This window comes from Peptoniphilus sp. HMSC075B08, assembly GCF_001815405.1.
Taxonomy (GTDB): Bacteria; Bacillota; Clostridia; order Tissierellales; family Peptoniphilaceae; genus Peptoniphilus_A; species Peptoniphilus_A harei.
The window spans coordinates 110,347-130,402 of the sequence record NZ_KV820429.1 but is presented as its reverse complement, the minus strand read 5'-3'; the positions used below and the strand labels follow the sequence as shown (position 1 = coordinate 130,402).

The window sequence follows — 20,056 nt, the reverse complement described above, 5'->3', positions numbered from 1 at the left end:
CCGCATGGAATACAAGACAATTGAGGAACTTTATTTAGCAGTGGGAGTTGCAGGGGCTATAATTATTGTTTTCTTGGGAGTGTTTGTTTACTCCATAGTACAAAATGACAAGAGAAGAAGCCAAGAGATGAAGGAGATAACTGACACTCTTAAGCAGCTGATATTGGATAATCAACTATTAAACACTGCAATAGATAAACTATCAGAAGCCACAAAAGAAGTTGCAACAACTAACAGAATTGTAGCTGATACGGTTAGTAAGGTTGATTATTACAACCGAGAACTCCACAAAAAACTAGATAAACATGATGAAAAATCAGAAAAAATATTAGATGAATTAAGAAAATGAGGGCGGCTTTAGTAGCTGCCTTTTATTATGCAATAAAGGAGTTGATGACATGGTAAAAATAATGTTGGACCCTGGACATGGAGCTGGTGCATTCCATAACCGTGGATTTAAAAACATTCCAGGCTTTGAGTTCTGTAACGAGGGGGACTGTAATTATATCTATTCCCTCAAACTCAAGAAAGCCTTAGAGGACTATGGATTTATAGTTGGCATTACACGTTATAACAGATTTGACAACCCGACCTTAGCACAAAGAGGTCAAAAGGCAAAAGGTTATGACTTACTCATTAGTTTACATTCTAACGCTGCAGGTGGTACTGCTACAGGAACTGAAATTTGGGACTCTACAAATCCAAAAGAGAGCATAAAGACTTTGACTGATAAATTATGCGTAGCAATATCAAATGCAATTGGAACTAATAACAGGGGTACAAAATATCGTAAAAATAAATCAGGAACTAATTTTTATGGAATCCTAAGAAATGGTATGGCTAAGCACAATTTTATAATAGAGCATGCCTTTCATGATAATTATTCAGATTGCAAAAAATATGTGGATAATTTAGATAAAGTAGCAGCAGCAACAGCAAAGACACTTGCAGAATACTATGGACTTATTAAATTAAATAAGTCACAGCCTACTAAGACACCGATATTAAACAAACCTAGTGCAAGTTTGGAACAAGTTAAAGAATGGGCAAAGTCAAAGAATAATAACCAAGAACTTATTGGACTTGCTGAAATCTACTTTGAACTGGCTCCAAAAGTAGGAGTTGACCCAGTGATAGCTTATGCACAAATGGCACACGAAACGGGTTTTTTATATAAAGTAAAGTCTGCTGCAGGGATAGATTCCAGCTATCATAACCCTTGTGGTCTTAAAATAACTCAAGGTGGTGGAGATTATCAAGCATCTGCCCATAAAAAATTTGCTGATTGGGGAGCTGGTGTTGGTGCTCATATAGACCACTTAGCTTTATATGCAGGGGCTTTAGGATATCCAAAAACATTCACTGCAGATCCAAGACATTTCCCTTACTTGCTAGGGACTTGTAAATTTGTAGAGAACTTAGGCGGCAAATGGGCACCAAGTAAAGACTATGGTTTAAAACTTTTAAAATATGTAAATGAAATTAGAAACACAAAGGCGGTAGGAAAAATGGAACAACAAAAAGAACATTGGGCAGAAAAATCTTTTAAAAATTTAAACGATAAAGGAATTGAGATCCACGAAAGACGATTTGATGAACCGATTACAAGAGGAGAATTATTTTCTCTATTAGATAGGGTTTTAGAAAAAATTGAAAAATGAAACTAAGCATAAAGTTTAAGCCGAAATGTGACGAGAGGCCCTGGCTCTTGGTAAGGGTAGGAGGAGAATATTCCCAACACGCGCACCTTAAAAGCAAAAGTGATGCAATTAAGGTTAGGCATTTAATTGATATAAACAAGTATCCTTATAATAGTGAGTTTAAAATTGCAATGAAAAGATTACTCACGGAGGAAGAGTTTAAAAACTTGGAAAAACATCAACGATATTTGAACTCTAACCGTGGAGTAAGAAGAAAAAGGTAATTTAAGCTATTTTAAGGCATACATTTATATTAATTAGAAATAAAAAACGCTTATATGGGCAATCTGAAGGGTTGTCCTTATAAGCTAGTAAAATGCAGTATTTTAGAGATATAAAGGGGTGATTGTTTGAAAAAGGAAGATTTAATCAGGAAATTAGGCTCCAGAAAATTTTGGGCTTGCATAACAGCAGTAATAATTGCACTTGTTGCATTTTTTAATGCTCCAGCAGAAACTACAGAAAGAATTGTGGCACTAGTATCAGCAGTTGGTGGGTTATGTATCTATATGTTAAGCGAAGGCATGGCAGATAGTAAATCTGAAGATGTGACTAATTACATTGAGACAAGAGACTATATGGAAAAATAGTAAGAACATAACTTGATGAGTTTAAGTAGAATTTTAATTAATTATTTATTTCAAATACACTAGCCCAGGGAGAGATCCCTGGGCTTTTTTTATTGAAAATATTTTGAAAAAACTTATAAAAAGTGTTGCTTTTATATAATACCCGTAGCATAATATAATCAGGAGGTGAGGAAATGAGCAAAAAGAAACCTAAAAAGGGTAATAAAAAAGAGCTACTAGAATTAATAATACTTTTTATCAATCTGACTATCGCAATACTAGGACTGATAAAAGAAATATTAAAATAGTAACTCAAAGAGAGGGAAATTCCCTCTCACCCTTTAAGGGTATTATATTATAAAATGCTCATTACGTCAAAAAATGAAAAAAATAGATACGAATATAGTTTTATTAAGTTTAATCACAGGAATAAATGTGTTAAATATTTTTAAAGACTTAGGGGTTATAGTCAATATATTGGTTATTATTTTATGTTTACTATTAATTGTTAAAATTAAGGTAAAGTAAAGAGGAGTTGGTAACATTGAAAGAATTAAAAACATCAGAAGCACAAAGACGGGCTACAAGGAAATGGGAACAGAATAACCCAGAGGCGAAGAGATATAGCCGAAACAAGGGAAATGCAAGAACTTTTGCTAGAAAATATGCTAAGACTTTGGAAGAGGTAGAAGAGTTGGTGGAGATCTTTAAAAATGAAAATCCTAATTATAAAGCATAATAAAATTAGGGCTATTTATTAGCCCTAAAATATATTAAAAAACAATGTAAAATTATGTTTAAATTTCAACTTCCCACATTTACACCCCAACATTTTAAAAGTAGTAGCTTTTAAACGTTAGAAAATGCACGCTCATTTAAGAACGAGAAATGAATTCGACTCCCACCGCCTCCACCATTCATACTTAACCACAGTTAACCATATTGTGTAGAAATAGCCATTCCTTAGTGAATGGTTTTTTTGTTTGTGTTGACAATTAACCATATTTAACCGTATTTGATGGTAATTTCCCACCTAAAGTCCCCACCTGTTTTTTAAAATGAATGTCTATTTATAGCCATTCCAGATGATAACTTTTTTGATTCCGCGATTAAGTCCCCACTTTTTTGAATTTACTCAACTTTTAATAAATCCATATTCACAGTTCCGTTTAAAACATTAAAATATATATTTCTTTTTTGAAAACTCAAGAAGTAACTGACAAGGTTCTTTCATCTGCTTCTGATTTTCCCTATAACCAGTATCAACTTAAGATTCAAGGTTATGAAAATAACAAATACATAGAGAAGATAAGGGCAAAATTTCTAAGAAGAATTAGAAGATGTAAGAAGCTTAGGCTTGAGATAGAGGATTTTATAGAGGTAATAGAGGACTCAAGGACAAGATTAGTTTTTCAACTTAGATACCTTGAAGGTAAGAGTTGGATATATATTTCTAGACAATTAAGAAGTCCAAACTAGTCTTATGCGAGAATGATTTATAATAGATATCTAAGTATTTAATAAATAAAAAACCAAAGAAATAAACATTTTTTGCGTTCATATCTATGGTTTTCTGGTATAATATTAACATAAGGAGGTTTAGAATGAATACAATAAAAATTTTAAATATTAAATTCAATAATATAAATATTTTTGAAGGAAATATTTATTTTGATTTTTTTGCGAATGATAGAGTAGTCAATGAAGAAGGCACGTTCTCTTTATCTAAAAGTATTTATGCTAATAATATTATATCGGTTGTAGGGTTAAATGCCGTTGGCAAAACAACGCTTTTGAAAATAATTCATTTTGTTATGGAAATAGTAATAAATAATAAAAGTTTAAATGAAATTAACAATACATTTTTAACTCCTATTGATAAATTTAGTTACGAAGTTACATTTTTCTTTAATAATAGATTTCATAAAATTTTATCTTTTGTTGAAAGAGATAAGGATAAGAATGAAGTAAGAATAAAATATACAAATGAATATTTAACTAGTATTGCACGATCTAATATAACATCAAAAGTTAAGTTAAAAGAATTGCTCATAGATAAAGAATTAGATGAGAATAATTCAGATATAGTTAGAAATAAACTAGATAATTCTCTTAAGTTAATACTTAAAGAAGATGATAGTATTATAACAATGATTACTAAAGAAAATCAATCTTTAGTAAGAGATATGATAGATAACGTTAATTTAAACTTTCTAAATGTAAAAAAGAGTGTCCCTTCTGAAGTTCTAAATCTTTTTGATGAAAACATTGATTTTATTAAAAGAGAGAACGAAGACTCTGATAGCAATTTAATGCTTAAGTTTAAAAACTCTAATAGTGTATATTCTACTGGTAATCCATTTATATGGGGAGAATTAATATCTTCTGGGACTATTAAGGGCAATAGTCTTGCTGATATGACATTAGAAGTCTTAAAACATGGAGGATATTTATTAGTTGATGAATTAGAAAATCATTTGAATAAACAATTGGTTAAAGTTTTTATTGATTTATTTAGGAATAAAGAAATCAATAAAAATGGAGCTACAATAATCTTCACAACACACTATCCTGAAATAATAGATTTTATGAATAGGTCAGATAATATTTATGTTCTGAGAAGGAATTTAGAAAAAAGAGCAAACATAGAATTGCTGAGTGATCTTGTTGAAAGAGATGATCTTAAGAAGAGTGATGTTTTACTCTCAAACTACATTAAAGGCACAGCTCCAAGCTATGAAGCTGTAAAATATTTTAGAGATTATATAAAATCTGAGGTATTTAAATGACAGATAAAACAAGTATAAATGAAATAGATTTTGATAATAGTTATATAATATGTATTTGCGAAGGTAAAGCAGAATGTGCAATAATGGATATCCTATTAGACAATGATTTGCTTATTTTTGATAGGAGTAATTTATTAGATGAAAAGGTTTATAAAAGAATGACACCACAGACTTTTATTGATAATTTTATGCAATTTAATTATCAAAAAGAATTAGTGGTTTTTAGAATTTTAGATTCTAAGAATGAAAAATTTAAAATAAAGAAACCATATGAGACACCTAAAACATTAAGTTTTTATACTGCATATGAAATAGAATTTGTTTTTATAAATTATGATAATTTATATGAAGAGTTTCAAAAATGTAAATCTAAAGTTAAGGCGAGTGAATTTTACAAATCACAAAACCAAAAATATTCAAAAGGATATGATTATGTAAGAAAGTATTTTTCTGATGTTGATAAACTATGTGAGGCTTTAAAGAAATCAAGAACTAAGAAAGAATTAGGAATATATGATTTACTAAAAGACAAATAACTTTGTGCGTTTTGTGCGATTTTTGTTTGCTATTATGTATCATGTAAAAATGTATGTAGTAGTAAGGGTTTATAATGTTATGGATTTCAATCAATTTTGACGATCCCCTAAGAGGCTTGCTGAGGCAGGTCTCTTTTATTATGCAAAGAAAGGTGGTAATAATGGTATTAACAATTAAACAGAAACAAGTTGCTGATGATTTTATTATCACTGGCAACAGGACTAAGAGTTACTTAAAATTTTATAAGAATGTTAAAAATAGAGAGACGGCAGCTGCAGCAGCGAGCCGTCTTTTTAGTACTCCAGAAGTTAAGGAATACATTGAGCAGAAGATGAAAGAGCTTGATGAGGAACTCATTGCTGACCAAAGGGAGGTTTTAAGAGGTCTTACAAGGCAATTCAAGAGAGAAGAAATTGACTATCAAGTTGTTATGATTAAGAAGCCTAGCTTTGATAATAATGGGAACTTCTTAGGAATTGAAGAAAAGCCAGAGGTTATTAAGCTACCTACACAGAATAAGGACTCCATAAAGGCAGGAGAACTATTAGGTAAGAGATTTGGTATGTGGACTGATAAGGTTGAACTTGAAGCGTCTAATCAAGTAGTGATAGTTGATGACACAGATTAAATTATCTGAAGTCTTTACTAAAAGCTTTATTGACCTCCATAAAAAAATAAAGAATGAAGACTATCTAAAGTATGTCTTAAAGGGCGGTCGTGCTTCGGGCAAGTCCTCCTTTATTGGCCAGGAGATAATCTTGGATATTATCAAATATCCCATAACTATCCTATGCGTGAGAAAAATAGGGAATACCCTACAAGAATCATGCTATGAACAGATAAAAGAAGCAATAGACCAATTAAATTTAAATGATTACTTCAAGTTAAATATCAGTCCACTTAAAATTACATATACTCCAAGGGGAAATGCAATTATTTTCAGGGGTGCAGATGATTCTGCAAAGATTAAGTCCATTAAGATGACGAAATATCCAATAGCAAGATTATAGATTGAAGAGCTTGCAGAATTTAAGACAGAAGATGAAGTTTCTATGATTGAGAACTCAATCCTGCGTGGAGAACTTGATGGAAATTTAAAGTATAAGTTTTATTACTCCTACAATCCGCCGAAGAGAAAACAGTCCTGGGTCAACAAAAGGTATGAAACTAATTTCTTGCCTCAAAATACCTTTGTACATCACTCTTGTTACTTAGACAATCCCTATATTTTAAAAGTTTTTAGGGAAGAGACTGAACATATAAAAGAGACTAAGCCTTTAAAGTATAGGTGGGAGTATCTTGACGAACCTATAGGTTCTGGAGTAGTGCCCTTTGATAACCTTGAATTTAAGGAGATTTCAACGAAAGAACTTTTAAACTTTGACAATATAAGACAGGGCATAGACTGGGGTTATGCCAATGATCATTTTGCATTTGTGAGATTGCATTATGACAAAACTAGAAGAAGAATAAGTATTATAAGTTGCTCTCCTTGATATAATAGTATTGAGGAGAGTGATTAATTTTGGATACCAATATTAAAACTACTTTAATATCTGCTATTGTTTCATTAGTGATAGCTATGGGAACTTCAATTTATAATACTAGGAAGAACATAAAAATTGAGAAAGAAATTTATTTTAGAAAAGAAAAGATTGAAAGTTTAAAAGAAAAAATACAAAAGCTTGAAGATATAGGTGACTTCTATAATGAACAAATAGTTAAATTAACTTCTTTTTATTATAATGATATAAGCTTAGATGATTTAATCAAATATCATGATTTTATTTCAAACCAGATTTATAAGAATTTTGTAAATTTTTCTGAAGGTGTTATCAACATACCTTTCAATAATCAAGAAAAAGATATATTAGATAGATTGAAATTGGAAAATCTTAAAATTAATTTCAATAGTGAAATAACTAAAACAAATTCAAAATTAAAAAATATATACGCAAGCTGGGATTTGAATCCTGAATTTAAAACAGACAATGATAATAGACTAATGTCTGCTAGCGAAGTTATGACTAAATTAATTAGATATAAATTTAAGACAAAGATAATATTAAATTTTTTGTTAGAGTTACACTTAAATGAGATGAGCGATATTAAAACTAAAAAGATAGATAGTGAAATATTGATGTTAAAGCTAAACAATGAATTAAAAAAATATAATTTAAAAGAGCTCTAATGAGTTCCTTTTTATTGCAACGGGAGAGGGTGACATCTGGATCAAGATATAAGAGATAAATTTACTGAATTAGAGAAAAAGGTAGGCAGTGTTGATTCAAAAACAGATAAGACCAATGAAAGAATTGATGATTTAGAAGCTAGACTCTATGATTCAGAAACAAATATAAAAATAATTCAAACAACTATGAACTTGATTCTTAATGACACCAAAGAAATAAAAGGTGACATAAAAGAAATTAAAAAGAATAGGGAAGAAGACCACTTCGTTAGACCTATAGAGAAATCAGAAAAGCTGCGAAATCAAATTTTTGGTGTAGTAATATGAATTCTGGTTAGTGGTTTTGTCGTATATCTCTTTCCGATGCTTAATTAGGAGGTGGAAGATGTTAGAGTTTAAATTTATGCCGATTAAATATAACTTTTCCAGTAGAAAAGGCAAGAAAGTTCAGTTTTTAGTTATTCATGACACAGGTAATTCTGGAAGAGGAGCCAATGCTTTTAATCACTTTAAATTTTTGAGTGGTGGAAATAGGAATGCAAGTGCCCATTATTTTGTAGATGACCATGAGATAGTGCAAATTATAGGAGATAGTTTTTCTTCCTGGCATTGTGGAGATAATCAAGGCCATGGTAGGGCTTTAAATGGTGTTAGGAATTGCACTTCAATTGGGATTGAGCTTTGTATAAATTCAGATGGAGATTATCAAAAAGCTTATGAAAATTTAGTAGAGTTGGTTAAAAATCTCAGGGTTAAATTTAATATACCTATAAAAAATGTTTGTAGGCACTATGATGTTTCCAGGAAAAGATGTCCTGGAACTTTTTTTACAAAAAAACTTTGGGAAAAGTTTTTAAAGGATGTCCAAAAGCCTATAAAAATAAAATTGGATTTGTCAAAGTCCAGTGTTGGTGTACCTGTGCAAGAAAAGGCACTTAAAGAAAGGATTGATAAAGTTATGGATCAAATATTAAAGTCCGACAAGGTAAAAATTAATTACAACGGCAAGGAAATTAACTTGTGAGGTAAAATATTCAAGGTACTAATTATGTATCTATAAGAGACCTTGCAGAAGCCCTAAATTTACAAGTTGGTTGGAATCAAGAAAAGCAAACTGTTGAATTGAGGGGATAGGATGCAAGACTTAGTCTTTAGCTTAAAAGAGTATTTAAGTCCTGAACTAGTCTTTATGATTCCTGTGCTTGTTGTGATAGGAAAAGCTTTAAAGATGTCAAATAGAATAAGTGATAGTCTAATACCTACAATTTTATCCATTGTAGGTATTCCTATTGCCTTGGTGACAAGTCTTGCTAATCGAATAGATCCTATGAATAATATTCAGGTTGTCGTGTGGATCCTCATGAGTATTGGCCAAGGAGTTTTTCTTGGTGCAACAGCTGTAGGAGTGCATCAATTTTATAAGCAGCACACTGAATTTAAGAATCTTAAGAACTGGGAAATGAAAGAGGACTTAATTAAGGAATTTAAAGAATCTATGGAGGATAGAAATGAATGCAAGTAATATTTTTTATATAGTTTTATCCAGTGTATCTGTGCTAATCACTGGTGTCTTGGTGCCTCTCTTAAAACAAAAATACTGCAAAGAAAAAATTGTTAATGTAATGGAGGCAGTTGACATTGCAGTAAATGCTGCAGAGCAGATATACACCAAGGCAGGACAAGGACAATTAAAAAAGCAGTATGTATTAATGCGACTTAATGAGCAGGGGATAAAATTAAGTGAGAAGGAATTAGATGATATGATAGAAGCTTCGGTTTTGGAGCTTAATAGGTGGAAGTTAGAAATTAGTAAGTAATTTTATGAAATGGAACTTAAACAACTTTTTAAGACATACAGTAGATTAGTATTTTTGAGTATAATTTTTAAGAATTTTGAGCCTGGGGATTATCCCCTGGGCTTTTTTGTAAAAAATGGGTATATTAATCTATATAGTATATTATGGACAATAATATGAAATTCAACACAATGGGTGCTACTTGTCAATATGCAAATTTTTATGATATCATGATTTAACAAAAGATATCATTATATGGAGTTTTTTATGAACAGAATCCCAAGAGCTATTAACAATATATTAATTTCAGAAATTGAAAGGATAGAAGAGCTAACAAAGTCTGATGTTTTAGCTATTAATAGTCCAATAGTTGATGAATTATTAAATATTGTTCTCAATTTAATTGAAAATATAAAAGAAAAAAAAGGCAATCTTTCTGTTATATTAACAACCAATGGTGGTTCTGCAGAGGTTGCAGAAAGGTTGGTACATATATTTAGGCATCACTATGAAATTGTTAACTTTTATGTGCCGGACTATGCTTATAGTGCAGGAACAATATTGTGCATGAGTGGTGATGATATTTATATGGATTATCATTCAGTACTTGGACCTATAGATCCTCAAGTTCAGAACAGGGAAGGTAAGTTTGTACCTGCATTAGGGTATTTAGATAAAATCGATAATTTAGTGAAATTAGCAAGAGCTGGTGAAATTTCAGAAGCAGAATTTTTGATCTTAAAAGATTTCGATTTAGCTGAACTTAAAGCTTATGAGCAAGCAAGAGACTTAACAGTGGATTTGTTAAAAGAATGGCTTGTTAAGTACAAATTTAAAAATTGGGATTGGTCAGAGTCTAGAAATTGTGAAGTTACAAACGAAATGAAAGAAGAAAGAGCAAAAAAAATAGCTGAGAAGTTAGGGAACAATAATGTTTGGCATTCACATGGAAGACCGATAGATATTGATAAACTGACTAGTATAGGTCTAAAAATTAAAGATTTTGAAGAAGATAAAGAAGTCCATGAGTCTATAAGAGAGTTTCATAACTTAATGATTGAAAATATGGAAGCTTCAAGTTTAAATGCTATGGTATTGACAAAGGAGGCTTTAAAATGAAATCAATTTCAAAAGAAAGAAAAGAAATTATAAAAAAAATTGAGAAAAAAGGATTTAAATCTAATATAATACCTAATAAATTTGATATTTCTATTAAAGATTCAAGAGGGTATAATTTAAAAACAGTTGAAAATATTAAAAGGGCAGATAAGAGCTATTCTAACGGTCTAATAAAAACAATATACTAACAATTACTATAAAAACCCGGTGCTAAGACTGGGTTTTTTATATTGGCAATATAAATTTAGTAATGTAGATTTTCCACCTATAGTCCCCATTTATTCAGTTATAAGGTTGCATTAAACGGCTGTTTTAAGCGGTTTGATATTAAAAACATTTCGGGTTCGACTCCCACCGCCTCCATCAAAGCAAAGTCATTCATGTGAATGGCTTTTTTATTTTGCTTAAATTCACAAAAAAAGGACTTAAGTTATCTTAAGTCCCTTTGTGTTTTTATTCTTTTTTAATTTTCAAGAAATCAAGAACTATATCTTTAACAGATATAATCTTTAAACTTTACAATAAATTAATTTTAAGCCCTGAGAGTTAATAATATTTTATGAAGACTACAAGAGTCTTTCATACTCTTCTATTAACTCCACTGGTATTACAAAGTTAAAGTAGCCGCCACTTTTAGACAAGAAGAGATACATTAGTCCAAGTCTTGTGAATTTTTTCATGTTGACGTAGACGTTCTCGTCTGAATAGTCTACGGCTCCCTCGTAAAAGTCGTAAAAGGACTTGTGTTCTTTCTCGTCAAAGGAAAGTAGGGTGTCCTTATACTTTGACAAGATGGTTTCGTGGATTGCATCAATTTCTTCTCTTTCGCTTAGTCCTTCAAGGCTTAGTTTATAAGAAGAAGCGATTAGCTTTCTCTGGTCCTGGTCTAAAGCCTCCACAATGGGGTATAATCTATCTATAGGCAGTTTGTTAATGCTTTCAACTTCAAATAGTTTTAATAAAAAATCGCTCATGTTTCACCTCGTATTTATTATACATGAAATGAGCAATGGGAGGTAATATGTCAAAAATTAAAAAACTTTCAGATGGCGTTTATTGTAAGATTATTCCTCTTAAGGGCAACCCCCTAAAGAGCATCAACATATACATGGTCAAGTCCAAGGGCGAAGCAATGATTGTGGACACTGGTTTTAACACAGAAGAAATTAGAAATGAGATGCTTTCTTTTATGAAGGACATGGAGGTTGACTACGACAAGACAATTTTATTCTTGACCCACCTTCACTCTGACCACACTGGCCTTGCTTCATGGTTTCATGAAGAGCTTGGCATTGATATTTACATGGGAGATATTGACTACAGAATGATGTCCTCTATGGCTGATGCTAATTCAAAGAGATGGAAGGAAGTTATGGAGACTACTCACATCCAAGGCCTTGAAGAAGACAATTTAAAAATCGAAGAGCACGCTGGTTTTGTTTATAGGCCAAAGGCAGAGTTCCCTTATGTGTCTTTCAATCCAAATTATATTTTAAAAGTTGGGGACTTTACCTTTAAGGGGATGGACTTTTCTGGTCACACTCCTGGTATGGTTGGTCTTTATGAAGAAGATAGAAAGATTTTATTCTGCGGCGACCACCTCTTGGGAGACATCACTCCAAATATAACTTTTTGGAACTTCACAGTGGGCGACAGTCTTGGAAGGTATCTTAAAAATATTGAAAAGTTAAGAGACTTGCCAATTGATCACTTGTATTCTTCTCACAGGGCCCTTATTGAAGATGTGCCAAAGAGGATTGATGAATTGAAGGCCCACCACAAACACAGGGTGGATGAAGCTTACAAGACTTTAAAGGAAAAGGGCAAGTGCACTGTTAGGGACATTGCCATGAACATGACTTGGGATATGAGGGCCAGAGACTTTTCTGAATTTCCTAATACTCAAAAGTTTTTTGCAGCTGGAGAAGCTCATGCCCATCTTGAACACCTAAGGGCAATAGGCAAGGCTGACTTTGAGTGGACTGATGACGGAGTCCTTTTATACTACGCAAAGTAAAATTTATTTGATTTAAGAAGCTACAAGTCATAAAATATTTATTGATTAGTAAGTAAATAATTGGAAGAAATAAAATTTGGAGTGAATTATGGAAAATTTAGTTTGTAAATATAAGGACAAAGTTTTAAAATCTGGCGGAGAAACTATTCTTTGTGGAATTGTAAATGTTACACCGGACTCCTTTTCTGATGGGGGCAAGTGGTATGGCAAGGACAAGGCCATTAAGAGGGCCCTTGAACTTATAGAAGCTGGTGCTAGTATGATCGACCTTGGTGGTGAATCCACTAGACCAGGCTCCCATTATGTTGAGATCCAAGAGGAAATAGAAAGGGTTGTTCCTGTTATAAAGGAATTAAAGACAATGACTGATGTCCCACTTTCTATTGATACATGGAAGGCAGACGTTGCTGATGCAGCAATTGAAGCAGGAGTTGACTTTGTAAATGACATCACAGGCTTTATGGGAGACCCAAGAATGGCAGAAGTTGTGGGCAAGAGTGATGTTGGTGCAATTCTTATGTTTAATCCAAAGATTGCAAGGCCAAACCACAAGTCATCTGCCAACTTCCCACCTTTTGGTGGCGAAGGAGCCTTCACTGAAGAAGAATTAAAATCTTTTGAAGACATGGATGTTGTGGAAGTCATGAAAAAATATTTAGGGAAATCTCTTGAACGTGCAGAAAAAAATGGAATAGCAAGAGAAAGAATTATGCTTGATCCAGGTATTGGCTTTGCCCTTACAAAAAAGGAAAATTTAAAATTAATTGATAAAATTGACGTCTTAAGAGACATGGGATGCTTCACCTTCCTTGGAGTTTCAAGAAAGAGATTTATAACAAATATTTTAAGTGAAAACAATATTGATGCTGACGGCAATAGTGAAGAAGGCTTTGAAAACAGGGACGAAGCTTCAGCAGCCCTTACGACTATTGCAGCTTACAAGGGTGTAGAAGTTTTAAGAGTCCACACAATGGACCACCACCGTCTTGCAAAGCTGGTTGCAGATTCAGTTAGACTTAACCAAGTAATAGAAGATGTAAGTTTTAAGGCTTATTCACTTTAAATTATTTTTCATAAGATATATAATATTATTTATTAATAGAATTAGGGGGAAATTATGGCACTAATAGAAGAATTAAAAGCAAAAGTTAGAGAAGCAAAACCAGAAATAGTATTTCCAGAAGGAAACGACAGAAGAATCTTAAGAGCAGCAATTAGACTTAACGACGAAGGCGACATTAAACCAATCGTTCTTGGAGACGAAAAAGAACTAAAAGCTCTTGCAGAAAAAGAAGGCGTTGAACTTGGAAATCTAGAAATCCTTAATCCAGAAACTTACGAAGGAAAAGACGAAATGATCAAGGCTTTCGTAGAAAGAAGAAAAGGAAAAGCTACAGAAGAACAAGCAGCAGATATCCTAAAAGACAACAACTACTTTGGTACAATGCTTGTATATATGGGAAAAGCTAAGGGACTTGTATCAGGTGCGGCTCACACAACTGCAGACACAGTAAGACCAGCTCTTCAAATTATAAAGACAAAACCAGAATACAAGAGATGCTCAGGTGCCTTCATTATGATTAGAGATGACGAGCTTTACCTAATGGCAGACTGTGCGATTAACACAGACCTTGACGCAGATGGCCTAGCAGAAGTAGCAGTAGTATCAAATGAAACTGCAAAACAATTTGGTATCGATCCAAAGGTTGCAATGCTTTCCTTCTCATCTCACGGATCAGCTTCTCACGAAAGAGTAACAATGGTAGCTGACGCAGCTAAGATGGCAGCAGAAAGAAATCCTGAAATGGCAGTTGACGGAGAACTTCAATTTGACGCAGCCTTCATCGAAAGAGTTGCAGCTAAGAAAGCTCCAGAATCAAAGGTAGCAGGTCACGCAAATGTATTTATCTTCCCAAGCATTGAAGCAGGTAACATTGGCTACAAACTTGCACAATACTTTGGTGGCTTTAAGGCAGTAGGCCCAATCCTACAAGGACTTAACGCACCGGTAAACGACCTTTCAAGAGGCTGTGTAGAAGACGAAGCTTACGCACTAGCTATCATCACAGCAGCACAAGCAGTTCTTTAATAAAAAATAAACTTAAAGACTTCCATAGGGGAGTCTTTATTTTTTTGATCAAAATAAATATAATAAGGAAAAGAAGGTGAGAAAATGATAAAGAAAATATTCAAAGGGATTTTAATTTTTTTAATGTCCCTTATTATTCTTATAGGGATTGGAGATTTTTTGTGGATTAATCTTCCAAAGTTAAGTGCAAGAAAAAATATTTCTGATATAGAAGAATATGGCAAAGAGGTAAGCCAGATAAATTTAGACGACAATGTGAAAGTTGTTGGCCTTGGGGAAGCAACTCACGGAAATTCTGACTTTCAAAATTTAAAATTAGAAGTTTTAAAGACCTTAGTTGAAAAAAATAATTTAAAGAGCTTTGCCATAGAAGCTGATTTTGGCGAAGGAATGATAATCAATAATTACATTCATGGAAACAAAAGAGATGAAAATATTTCAAGAATTTTTTCTTTTAATATTTATCACACAAAAAATATGAATGATCTTATAAATTATATGTTTGACTACAACCAAAAAGCAAAGGATGGGGACAAGCTTTCTTTTTACGGCTTTGACATGCAAAACCCAGAAAAATCTATTGAATTAATTTTAGATTATTGCAAGGAAAATAATATTTTACAGGAAAAAGACTTACAAAAGGAATTTTCCTTTATTAAAGATGAAAAATTTAAGATTTCACAGCTAAAAGATAAGGAAGATTTGTTGTTAGAAATAAAAGCTCACGCAGACGCTCTATCTTCTCCCAATGCAAAAATTCTTTCAAGAGCTCTTACAAATGTCTTGGATAGTGTTAAGTATTACGAATTAGATTTTAATGACTATGTAAAAGTAAACAATGTGAGAGATGAACTTATGGCTGAAAATGTTAAGTGGATAAGTGATTTTGAAAAATCAAAGGGAAATAAGATGCTTTTAATTTCTGGTCACAATGGTCATATTGCAAAAAGTGAAAAATTTTATGAGCCAATGGGGTCTTACTTAAAGAAAATTTTTGGAGAAAAATATTTTATTATTGGAACAGACTTTTATAAGGGAATTGTAAACATAAACGAAGTTGGACCAGATAACAAGAGGTCAAATCATGCCTTTGTCTCTGCTGATCCTTTAGCTTACAGTGCCAGAAAATTTAAGGGAAAGTATTATTTAGATTTCACAAAAGTTGGAGATGGGGAAACTTTTGACCTTATAAATAAAGAAATCAACATGGTAAGTCTAGGTGAAGGATATTCTCCACTGATGAAATTCATGCCAAGAACTTATAGGGTAAAGGAAGTACCTAAAGATTTATTTGATGCAATGATCTTTGTTTATTATGCAAAGCCTATTGCTGTGATCCATGAAGACTAAGTTTATAAAAAAATTATGAGCTTAAACATTGTAAGACAAGGGTCTTGAAGCCTATATGTTACTTGCAAAAATTGATGACGACAAGTTAATAATCTTTTTTATAAATAGAAGAAATTAAAATATTTATTCATAAGACTTCCCTAGGGGAGTCTTTATTTATGCAACAAAAAAGTCACTATGCTCAATGCATGTGACTTTTTGCAAATATTAAATTATATGTTTAATCTAAATTAATAGTTACGGTTTTGGATTCTTGATCCCATTCAATATCTTGGTCTATTTTATCTTTAGTATTTCCGTTAGTTAGATTAAATACCTTAGCAACATTTGTTAAACTAACACAAAGTCTGTCATTTTTAATGATTGGATTTGAGTCCATTTTTACTTTTTCTCCACTTGAAAGAACTATTTCATCCCCGTCAATTTGAATTGAAGCTGTAACTCCGTCTTTGGTGAAGGAAGCTGTTCTAGTTTTATTGTCCCACTTAACATCACATGATAGAGCTTCAGCAACATATCTCAATGGCATCATAGTCCTGTCGTTCTCAATAAAAGGAGCAACATCCATTTCAAAAAGCTCATCTTTTCCATCAATATTTTTGTAGTATAAATTCATACCGATTAAGAATTTAAAATACTTACTAGTATTATTATTTTTTTGAACTTTAGAATCCTTAACGTCATTTTGTTTTTCGTCGGATTTTGTAAAATCGTTAGAAATATATTTAGGTACATATGAAGCTATATGAGATTTTGTATTCCTATCAATGTATCTTGTCTCATTATTATAAATGTAAACAGGTTTCTCTATATAATGTTTTTCAACAACTGTTTGTGTGCTTTTATTATTATTGAACTTATCTTTTAGATACAGGTTGTTAAGATAAATCAGCTCATCAACAGTTTGTGCCTTATCAATTTGATTAGACTTAAATGAAGTTAATATTCCTTCATTTCTTAAAAGTCTCTTAATATACTCTTTAGTATTATTTAAATTAACGTCTTGGATATTTGGTCTATTGTAATCAGGTCTTCTTGGAGGATTTGTGTCTTTATTAATGTCTTCCCACTGAGCAATAAATTTTATGCCTTTTATGTTAATTAGGTTTCCGTTAATTGCGCTAGTAGCTCGTGAACCTGGTAAATACAGTCTGTTTCTTTGTATTAATTCATCTTCGCGTGCATTATAATCACTATGATACTCGACAAGAGGTTTCCATCCAATGAATTTTTTGCCCTGAGGAGCAGTAAATTTATTTTCTGGCAATTTTAGATTATAGAAATCATCTATTTCTATAGTTTCGTTAGTTATTTTACCTACCCCGCCATTGGGATCATAGCTTATATTGAAGTTTATTATATTATTTATTTCAATCTCCCAATAAGGATTAACTTTTAGGAACAATCTTCTATAATTAAACTTCGGATCTTTCTTCAAAGAATAAGTACCATCAGATTTTTTTGTAATAGAAGGATCATTGATTTCATAACTTTTTTCTGTATCTTCCAAGTTAAGATTAAAGTTACCATTGATTGAATTTATAAAAATTCTTTGTTTAGCATATCCAGTCCTATAGGTTTCATTTTCATCGTCAGATATTATCAAATTTTCAGGGAAATTCTTGAAGCTTTCTATTTTGTTATTATCAAAAGCAGATTCTCCTATAAATTTTATGGAACGAGGGATTGAAATGGAATTAATTCTATTAGCATTAAAAGCTTTTTCTCCAATAGAATTTATATTTTCAGATAAATCTAAATCTGAAATTTCGTTAAAAGAGAAAGATTCTTTGCCTATAGATTTAACATTTTTTGGTATTTTAAGATTTGTTATATAATTTCCAGAAAAAGCTAAATCATCTATTCTTTCAACAGATTCAGGAATCTTAATGTCTTTTATCCTGTTATTTGAGAATCCACCAAGATAAACTAGAGAGTTTGGCAAAAACAAAGTTTCTATTTTATTATTGGAAAACGCATTTCTTTCGATGGCTTTAAGATTTTTTGGTAAATTAATACTTTTTAATCTGTTATTAAAAAAAGTATTTTGTTTTATTAATTCTAAATTATCGGATAAATGCAATTCTGTAATTCTATTATCAGAGAAAGCAGCTTCATTTAATTCTTTTATACTGTTTGGCAATATTAGTTTTTCGATTTTGTTATTATAAAAAGCACCGCTACCAATTACTTCAATATTATTTGTTAAGTTTATTTTATTAAGATTATTCCCTGAAAAGGAACTAGATCCTATAAATCTAATGTTTTTTGATAAGACTACCTCTTTTAAACCATCTGAGCCAGAGATATTAGCAAATGCATTACCATCAATATATTCTATTGAATTAGGCATACTTACACTTAAAAGATTCCTACTGGTAAATGCACTGAATCCAATTCCCTTCACCTTATCTCCTTCAGTAGAAAATTCTGGAATTACTAAGTCTTTATTTTTATCAAGTTTTTTAAACCCTTTTTCAGAAAAACCTGTAACAGATACTCCGTAGTCTACATAGTTTCCTGAAGAATAAGTAGGTTCTTCATATTTTCTATAAGTAAAGTCATCTGCTTCCCATTGATTTTCGTCTTTATCGACATTAGAAGTAGATTCCACATTATTTGTAGCATATGTATCTGCAGCTATCACACAATTAGGCAATGAAGTCGTTAATATAGAAAAAAGAGTAGCACCTAACAATACTTTTCGGACTGTTGAATTTTTATAATTCATTTAAACCTCCTATAGTTAATTTTTAGTTTAAAATTTGTTAATGTTTTCATTTAGTCTAATTATAGTAAAAATCAAAAGTAAAGTAAAATTTATTTAGAATGCTTTAGTTATTTAAAAGACTTTATGGTAAGGTCCTTAGAAGTATAGGATTGGTGACTATAGACTCCTTGCAAAAATTGACGACGACAAGTTAATAATCTTTTTTACAAATAGAAGAAATTAAAATATTTATTCATAAGACTTCCTTAGAGGAGTCTTTATTTTTTTGTCTTTTATTTATATAATTGATTTAACAATTTATTAAAGCAAATTAAAAAGGGGGTTTTTATGTCTAAGCTTAGGGATGGAATTTATGGACTGGCTATAGCTGATGCTCTTGGCGTGCCCTTTGAATTTAAGAAGAGGGGGGACTTCACCTGTACAGGCGTGGTGGGTTTTGGAACTTGGAATCAAGTTGCTGGGACCTGGTCTGATGATACCAGCATGACTCTTGCCACTTGCAAGTCTATAAAGGATAAAAATAAAATTGATGTCATAGATATAAGAAAAAATTTTGAGGCCTGGCTCTTTGAAGGGAAGTTCACTTGTCATGGAGAAACTTTTGATGTGGGGATAACAACGAGAGATGCCCTAACAGAAGGTCATGGTATTGATGATTTTTATGCCAATGGCAACGGGTCCCTTATGAGGATCTTGCCCCTTGCCTTTACTGATGCCAGTGATGAGGAAATTGAAGCTGTGTCAAGCATAACTCACGCTCACGAAATTTCTAAAAAGGCTTGTCTTGATTATGTTCATATAGCAAGAAAGTTAATTGGGGGAGAAAAGTTAGAAGACCTTGGCCTTGACGATATAAAAAATAAGTCTGAAGATGAAATCCAGTCAACGGGTTTTGTCCTCCACACTCTCGAAGCCTCTCTTTGGTGTCTTTTAAATACAAATTCTTATAAGGAAGCTGTCCTCAAGGCAATAAACCTTGGCGATGACACAGACACCACTGGAGCAGTGACAGGAGGATTGGCAGGAATTATCTATGGTTTTGATGAAATTCCAAAAGAATGGTTGGACGAATTAAAGTCTAAAGAAATAATTGATGAGTGTTTATTTTAGAAAATTTAAAAATTGAAACAAAAAAGAAAAACTCCCTGGAAAAATCCAAGGAGTTTTA

24 protein-coding genes and 1 pseudogene are annotated in these 20,056 nt (G+C 31.9%); 23 read left to right on the top strand and 2 right to left on the bottom strand.

Annotation, left to right across the window (positions count from 1 at the left end):
• The first annotated feature begins 4 nt into the window (after nucleotides 1-4).
• The 18 genes and pseudogenes from HMPREF3023_RS01085 (at nucleotide 5) to HMPREF3023_RS01010 (ending at nucleotide 10,889) form a co-directional block, all read left to right on the top strand.
• On the top strand, nucleotides 5-349 hold the full coding sequence (locus HMPREF3023_RS01085; RefSeq protein ID WP_070700018.1) for a hypothetical protein: 345 nt from the start codon (nucleotides 5-7) through the stop codon (nucleotides 347-349).
• Nucleotides 350-398: 49 nt separating this feature from the next.
• A complete protein-coding gene (locus HMPREF3023_RS01080; protein WP_070700017.1) occupies nucleotides 399-1,661 on the top strand; it encodes an N-acetylmuramoyl-L-alanine amidase in 1,263 nt (420 codons plus the stop codon).
• On the top strand, nucleotides 1,658-1,924 hold the full coding sequence (locus HMPREF3023_RS01075; protein WP_070700016.1) for a hypothetical protein: 267 nt from the start codon (nucleotides 1,658-1,660) through the stop codon (nucleotides 1,922-1,924). Before HMPREF3023_RS01080 ends, HMPREF3023_RS01075 begins: the two co-directional genes overlap by 4 nt.
• Before the next feature lie 126 nt (nucleotides 1,925-2,050).
• Complete coding sequence (locus HMPREF3023_RS01070; RefSeq protein WP_070700015.1) at nucleotides 2,051-2,290, top strand: hypothetical protein; 240 nt, start codon at nucleotides 2,051-2,053, stop codon at nucleotides 2,288-2,290.
• A gap of 523 nt (nucleotides 2,291-2,813) precedes the next feature.
• The gene (locus HMPREF3023_RS01065) at nucleotides 2,814-3,008 is read left to right on the top strand and encodes a hypothetical protein (protein WP_070700014.1); all 195 of its coding nucleotides are present in this window, start codon (nucleotides 2,814-2,816) and stop codon (nucleotides 3,006-3,008) included.
• Between the two features lie 458 nt (nucleotides 3,009-3,466).
• On the top strand, nucleotides 3,467-3,748 hold the full coding sequence (locus tag HMPREF3023_RS01060) for a hypothetical protein (RefSeq protein WP_210400900.1): 282 nt from the start codon (nucleotides 3,467-3,469) through the stop codon (nucleotides 3,746-3,748).
• Nucleotides 3,749-3,873: 125 nt separating this feature from the next.
• The gene (locus HMPREF3023_RS01055) at nucleotides 3,874-5,058 is read left to right on the top strand and encodes an AAA family ATPase (protein WP_070700012.1); all 1,185 of its coding nucleotides are present in this window, start codon (nucleotides 3,874-3,876) and stop codon (nucleotides 5,056-5,058) included.
• Nucleotides 5,055-5,594 carry a hypothetical protein gene (locus HMPREF3023_RS01050; RefSeq protein WP_070700011.1) on the top strand — a complete coding sequence of 180 codons (540 nt, stop codon included), beginning with the start codon at nucleotides 5,055-5,057 and terminating at the stop codon, nucleotides 5,592-5,594. The genes HMPREF3023_RS01055 and HMPREF3023_RS01050 overlap by 4 nt, the downstream gene beginning before the upstream one ends.
• A 161-nt stretch (nucleotides 5,595-5,755) precedes the next feature.
• Nucleotides 5,756-6,223, top strand: a complete 468-nt coding sequence (locus tag HMPREF3023_RS01045) for a terminase small subunit (RefSeq protein ID WP_070700010.1) — start codon at nucleotides 5,756-5,758, stop codon at nucleotides 6,221-6,223.
• Nucleotides 6,210-7,091 (top strand): annotated as a pseudogene (locus HMPREF3023_RS01040) (PBSX family phage terminase large subunit). The gene HMPREF3023_RS01045 and the pseudogene HMPREF3023_RS01040 overlap by 14 nt, the downstream one beginning before the upstream one ends.
• Before the next feature lie 29 nt (nucleotides 7,092-7,120).
• A complete protein-coding gene (locus HMPREF3023_RS01035; protein WP_070700009.1) occupies nucleotides 7,121-7,786 on the top strand; it encodes a hypothetical protein in 666 nt (221 codons plus the stop codon).
• Between the two features lie 186 nt (nucleotides 7,787-7,972).
• Complete coding sequence (locus tag HMPREF3023_RS09405; protein WP_168165790.1) at nucleotides 7,973-8,113, top strand: hypothetical protein; 141 nt, start codon at nucleotides 7,973-7,975, stop codon at nucleotides 8,111-8,113.
• A 58-nt stretch (nucleotides 8,114-8,171) separates the two neighbouring features.
• Nucleotides 8,172-8,810, top strand: a complete 639-nt coding sequence (locus HMPREF3023_RS01030) for a peptidoglycan recognition protein family protein (RefSeq protein ID WP_246829157.1) — start codon at nucleotides 8,172-8,174, stop codon at nucleotides 8,808-8,810.
• Between the two features lie 8 nt (nucleotides 8,811-8,818).
• On the top strand, nucleotides 8,819-8,920 hold the full coding sequence (locus tag HMPREF3023_RS09590) for a stalk domain-containing protein (protein WP_371327604.1): 102 nt from the start codon (nucleotides 8,819-8,821) through the stop codon (nucleotides 8,918-8,920).
• A 1-nt stretch (nucleotide 8,921) separates the two neighbouring features.
• The gene (locus HMPREF3023_RS01025; RefSeq protein ID WP_070700008.1) at nucleotides 8,922-9,308 is read left to right on the top strand and encodes a phage holin family protein; all 387 of its coding nucleotides are present in this window, start codon (nucleotides 8,922-8,924) and stop codon (nucleotides 9,306-9,308) included.
• Nucleotides 9,295-9,603, top strand: a complete 309-nt coding sequence (locus tag HMPREF3023_RS01020) for a phage holin, LLH family (RefSeq protein ID WP_070700007.1) — start codon at nucleotides 9,295-9,297, stop codon at nucleotides 9,601-9,603. Before HMPREF3023_RS01025 ends, HMPREF3023_RS01020 begins: the two co-directional genes overlap by 14 nt.
• Nucleotides 9,604-9,849: 246 nt before the next feature.
• Nucleotides 9,850-10,701: an SDH family Clp fold serine proteinase gene (locus HMPREF3023_RS01015; RefSeq protein WP_070700006.1), complete on the top strand. Its 852-nt coding sequence runs from the start codon at nucleotides 9,850-9,852 to the stop codon at nucleotides 10,699-10,701.
• On the top strand, nucleotides 10,698-10,889 hold the full coding sequence (locus tag HMPREF3023_RS01010; RefSeq protein WP_070700005.1) for a hypothetical protein: 192 nt from the start codon (nucleotides 10,698-10,700) through the stop codon (nucleotides 10,887-10,889). Before HMPREF3023_RS01015 ends, HMPREF3023_RS01010 begins: the two co-directional genes overlap by 4 nt.
• 378 nt (nucleotides 10,890-11,267) lie before the next feature.
• On the opposite strand, the gene HMPREF3023_RS01005 is transcribed toward HMPREF3023_RS01010, so the two are convergent.
• Nucleotides 11,268-11,675, bottom strand: a complete 408-nt coding sequence (locus tag HMPREF3023_RS01005) for a hypothetical protein (RefSeq protein ID WP_070700004.1) — start codon at nucleotides 11,673-11,675, stop codon at nucleotides 11,268-11,270.
• A gap of 47 nt (nucleotides 11,676-11,722) precedes the next feature.
• On the opposite strand from HMPREF3023_RS01005, the gene HMPREF3023_RS01000 reads away from it, so the two are divergent.
• The 4 genes from HMPREF3023_RS01000 (at nucleotide 11,723) to HMPREF3023_RS00985 (ending at nucleotide 16,157) form a co-directional block, all read left to right on the top strand.
• The gene (locus tag HMPREF3023_RS01000) at nucleotides 11,723-12,718 is read left to right on the top strand and encodes an MBL fold metallo-hydrolase (protein WP_083315477.1); all 996 of its coding nucleotides are present in this window, start codon (nucleotides 11,723-11,725) and stop codon (nucleotides 12,716-12,718) included.
• Nucleotides 12,719-12,806: 88 nt separating this feature from the next.
• Nucleotides 12,807-13,781 carry a dihydropteroate synthase gene (gene folP / locus HMPREF3023_RS00995; RefSeq protein ID WP_070700003.1) on the top strand — a complete coding sequence of 325 codons (975 nt, stop codon included), beginning with the start codon at nucleotides 12,807-12,809 and terminating at the stop codon, nucleotides 13,779-13,781.
• Between the two features lie 54 nt (nucleotides 13,782-13,835).
• Entirely contained in the window at nucleotides 13,836-14,807 is a 972-nt protein-coding gene (gene pta, locus HMPREF3023_RS00990; protein WP_070700002.1) for a phosphate acetyltransferase, read from the top strand.
• Between the two features lie 84 nt (nucleotides 14,808-14,891).
• Complete coding sequence (locus tag HMPREF3023_RS00985) at nucleotides 14,892-16,157, top strand: erythromycin esterase family protein (RefSeq protein WP_070700001.1); 1,266 nt, start codon at nucleotides 14,892-14,894, stop codon at nucleotides 16,155-16,157.
• Between the two features lie 220 nt (nucleotides 16,158-16,377).
• Here the strand turns inward: HMPREF3023_RS00985 and HMPREF3023_RS00980 are convergent, their stop codons facing one another.
• Nucleotides 16,378-18,888 (bottom strand): leucine-rich repeat protein, encoded by a 2,511-nt coding sequence (locus HMPREF3023_RS00980; RefSeq protein ID WP_070700000.1) that lies wholly within the window; start codon nucleotides 18,886-18,888, stop codon nucleotides 16,378-16,380.
• Between the two features lie 327 nt (nucleotides 18,889-19,215).
• Here HMPREF3023_RS00980 and HMPREF3023_RS00975 point away from each other — a divergent pair, with 327 nt between their 5' ends.
• Entirely contained in the window at nucleotides 19,216-19,998 is a 783-nt protein-coding gene (locus tag HMPREF3023_RS00975; RefSeq protein ID WP_070699999.1) for an ADP-ribosylglycohydrolase family protein, read from the top strand.
• Nucleotides 19,999-20,056 lie beyond the last annotated feature (58 nt).

Excerpts from the sequence above, each read along its gene's own strand:
- HMPREF3023_RS01080 (WP_070700017.1), top strand. The coding sequence starts at position 399 with ATGGTAAAAATAATGTTGGACCCTGGACATGGAGCTGGTGCATTCCAT.
- HMPREF3023_RS01075 (WP_070700016.1), top strand. The coding sequence starts at position 1,658 with ATGAAACTAAGCATAAAGTTTAAGCCGAAATGTGACGAGAGGCCCTGG.
- pta (WP_070700002.1), top strand. The coding sequence starts at position 13,836 with ATGGCACTAATAGAAGAATTAAAAGCAAAAGTTAGAGAAGCAAAACCA.
- HMPREF3023_RS01015 (WP_070700006.1), top strand. The coding sequence starts at position 9,850 with ATGAACAGAATCCCAAGAGCTATTAACAATATATTAATTTCAGAAATT.
- HMPREF3023_RS00975 (WP_070699999.1), top strand. The coding sequence starts at position 19,216 with ATGTCTAAGCTTAGGGATGGAATTTATGGACTGGCTATAGCTGATGCT.
- HMPREF3023_RS01005 (WP_070700004.1), bottom strand. The coding sequence starts at position 11,675 with ATGAGCGATTTTTTATTAAAACTATTTGAAGTTGAAAGCATTAACAAA.
- HMPREF3023_RS01010 (WP_070700005.1), top strand. The coding sequence starts at position 10,698 with ATGAAATCAATTTCAAAAGAAAGAAAAGAAATTATAAAAAAAATTGAG.
- HMPREF3023_RS01085 (WP_070700018.1), top strand. The coding sequence starts at position 5 with ATGGAATACAAGACAATTGAGGAACTTTATTTAGCAGTGGGAGTTGCA.
- HMPREF3023_RS01025 (WP_070700008.1), top strand. The coding sequence starts at position 8,922 with ATGCAAGACTTAGTCTTTAGCTTAAAAGAGTATTTAAGTCCTGAACTA.
- HMPREF3023_RS01045 (WP_070700010.1), top strand. The coding sequence starts at position 5,756 with ATGGTATTAACAATTAAACAGAAACAAGTTGCTGATGATTTTATTATC.
- HMPREF3023_RS01000 (WP_083315477.1), top strand. The coding sequence starts at position 11,723 with ATGTCAAAAATTAAAAAACTTTCAGATGGCGTTTATTGTAAGATTATT.
- HMPREF3023_RS00980 (WP_070700000.1), bottom strand. The coding sequence starts at position 18,888 with ATGAATTATAAAAATTCAACAGTCCGAAAAGTATTGTTAGGTGCTACT.
- HMPREF3023_RS01050 (WP_070700011.1), top strand. The coding sequence starts at position 5,055 with ATGACAGATAAAACAAGTATAAATGAAATAGATTTTGATAATAGTTAT.
- HMPREF3023_RS01020 (WP_070700007.1), top strand. The coding sequence starts at position 9,295 with ATGAATGCAAGTAATATTTTTTATATAGTTTTATCCAGTGTATCTGTG.
- folP (WP_070700003.1), top strand. The coding sequence starts at position 12,807 with ATGGAAAATTTAGTTTGTAAATATAAGGACAAAGTTTTAAAATCTGGC.
- HMPREF3023_RS01030 (WP_246829157.1), top strand. The coding sequence starts at position 8,172 with ATGTTAGAGTTTAAATTTATGCCGATTAAATATAACTTTTCCAGTAGA.
- HMPREF3023_RS00985 (WP_070700001.1), top strand. The coding sequence starts at position 14,892 with ATGATAAAGAAAATATTCAAAGGGATTTTAATTTTTTTAATGTCCCTT.
- HMPREF3023_RS09405 (WP_168165790.1), top strand. The coding sequence starts at position 7,973 with ATGAACTTGATTCTTAATGACACCAAAGAAATAAAAGGTGACATAAAA.
- HMPREF3023_RS01055 (WP_070700012.1), top strand. The coding sequence starts at position 3,874 with ATGAATACAATAAAAATTTTAAATATTAAATTCAATAATATAAATATT.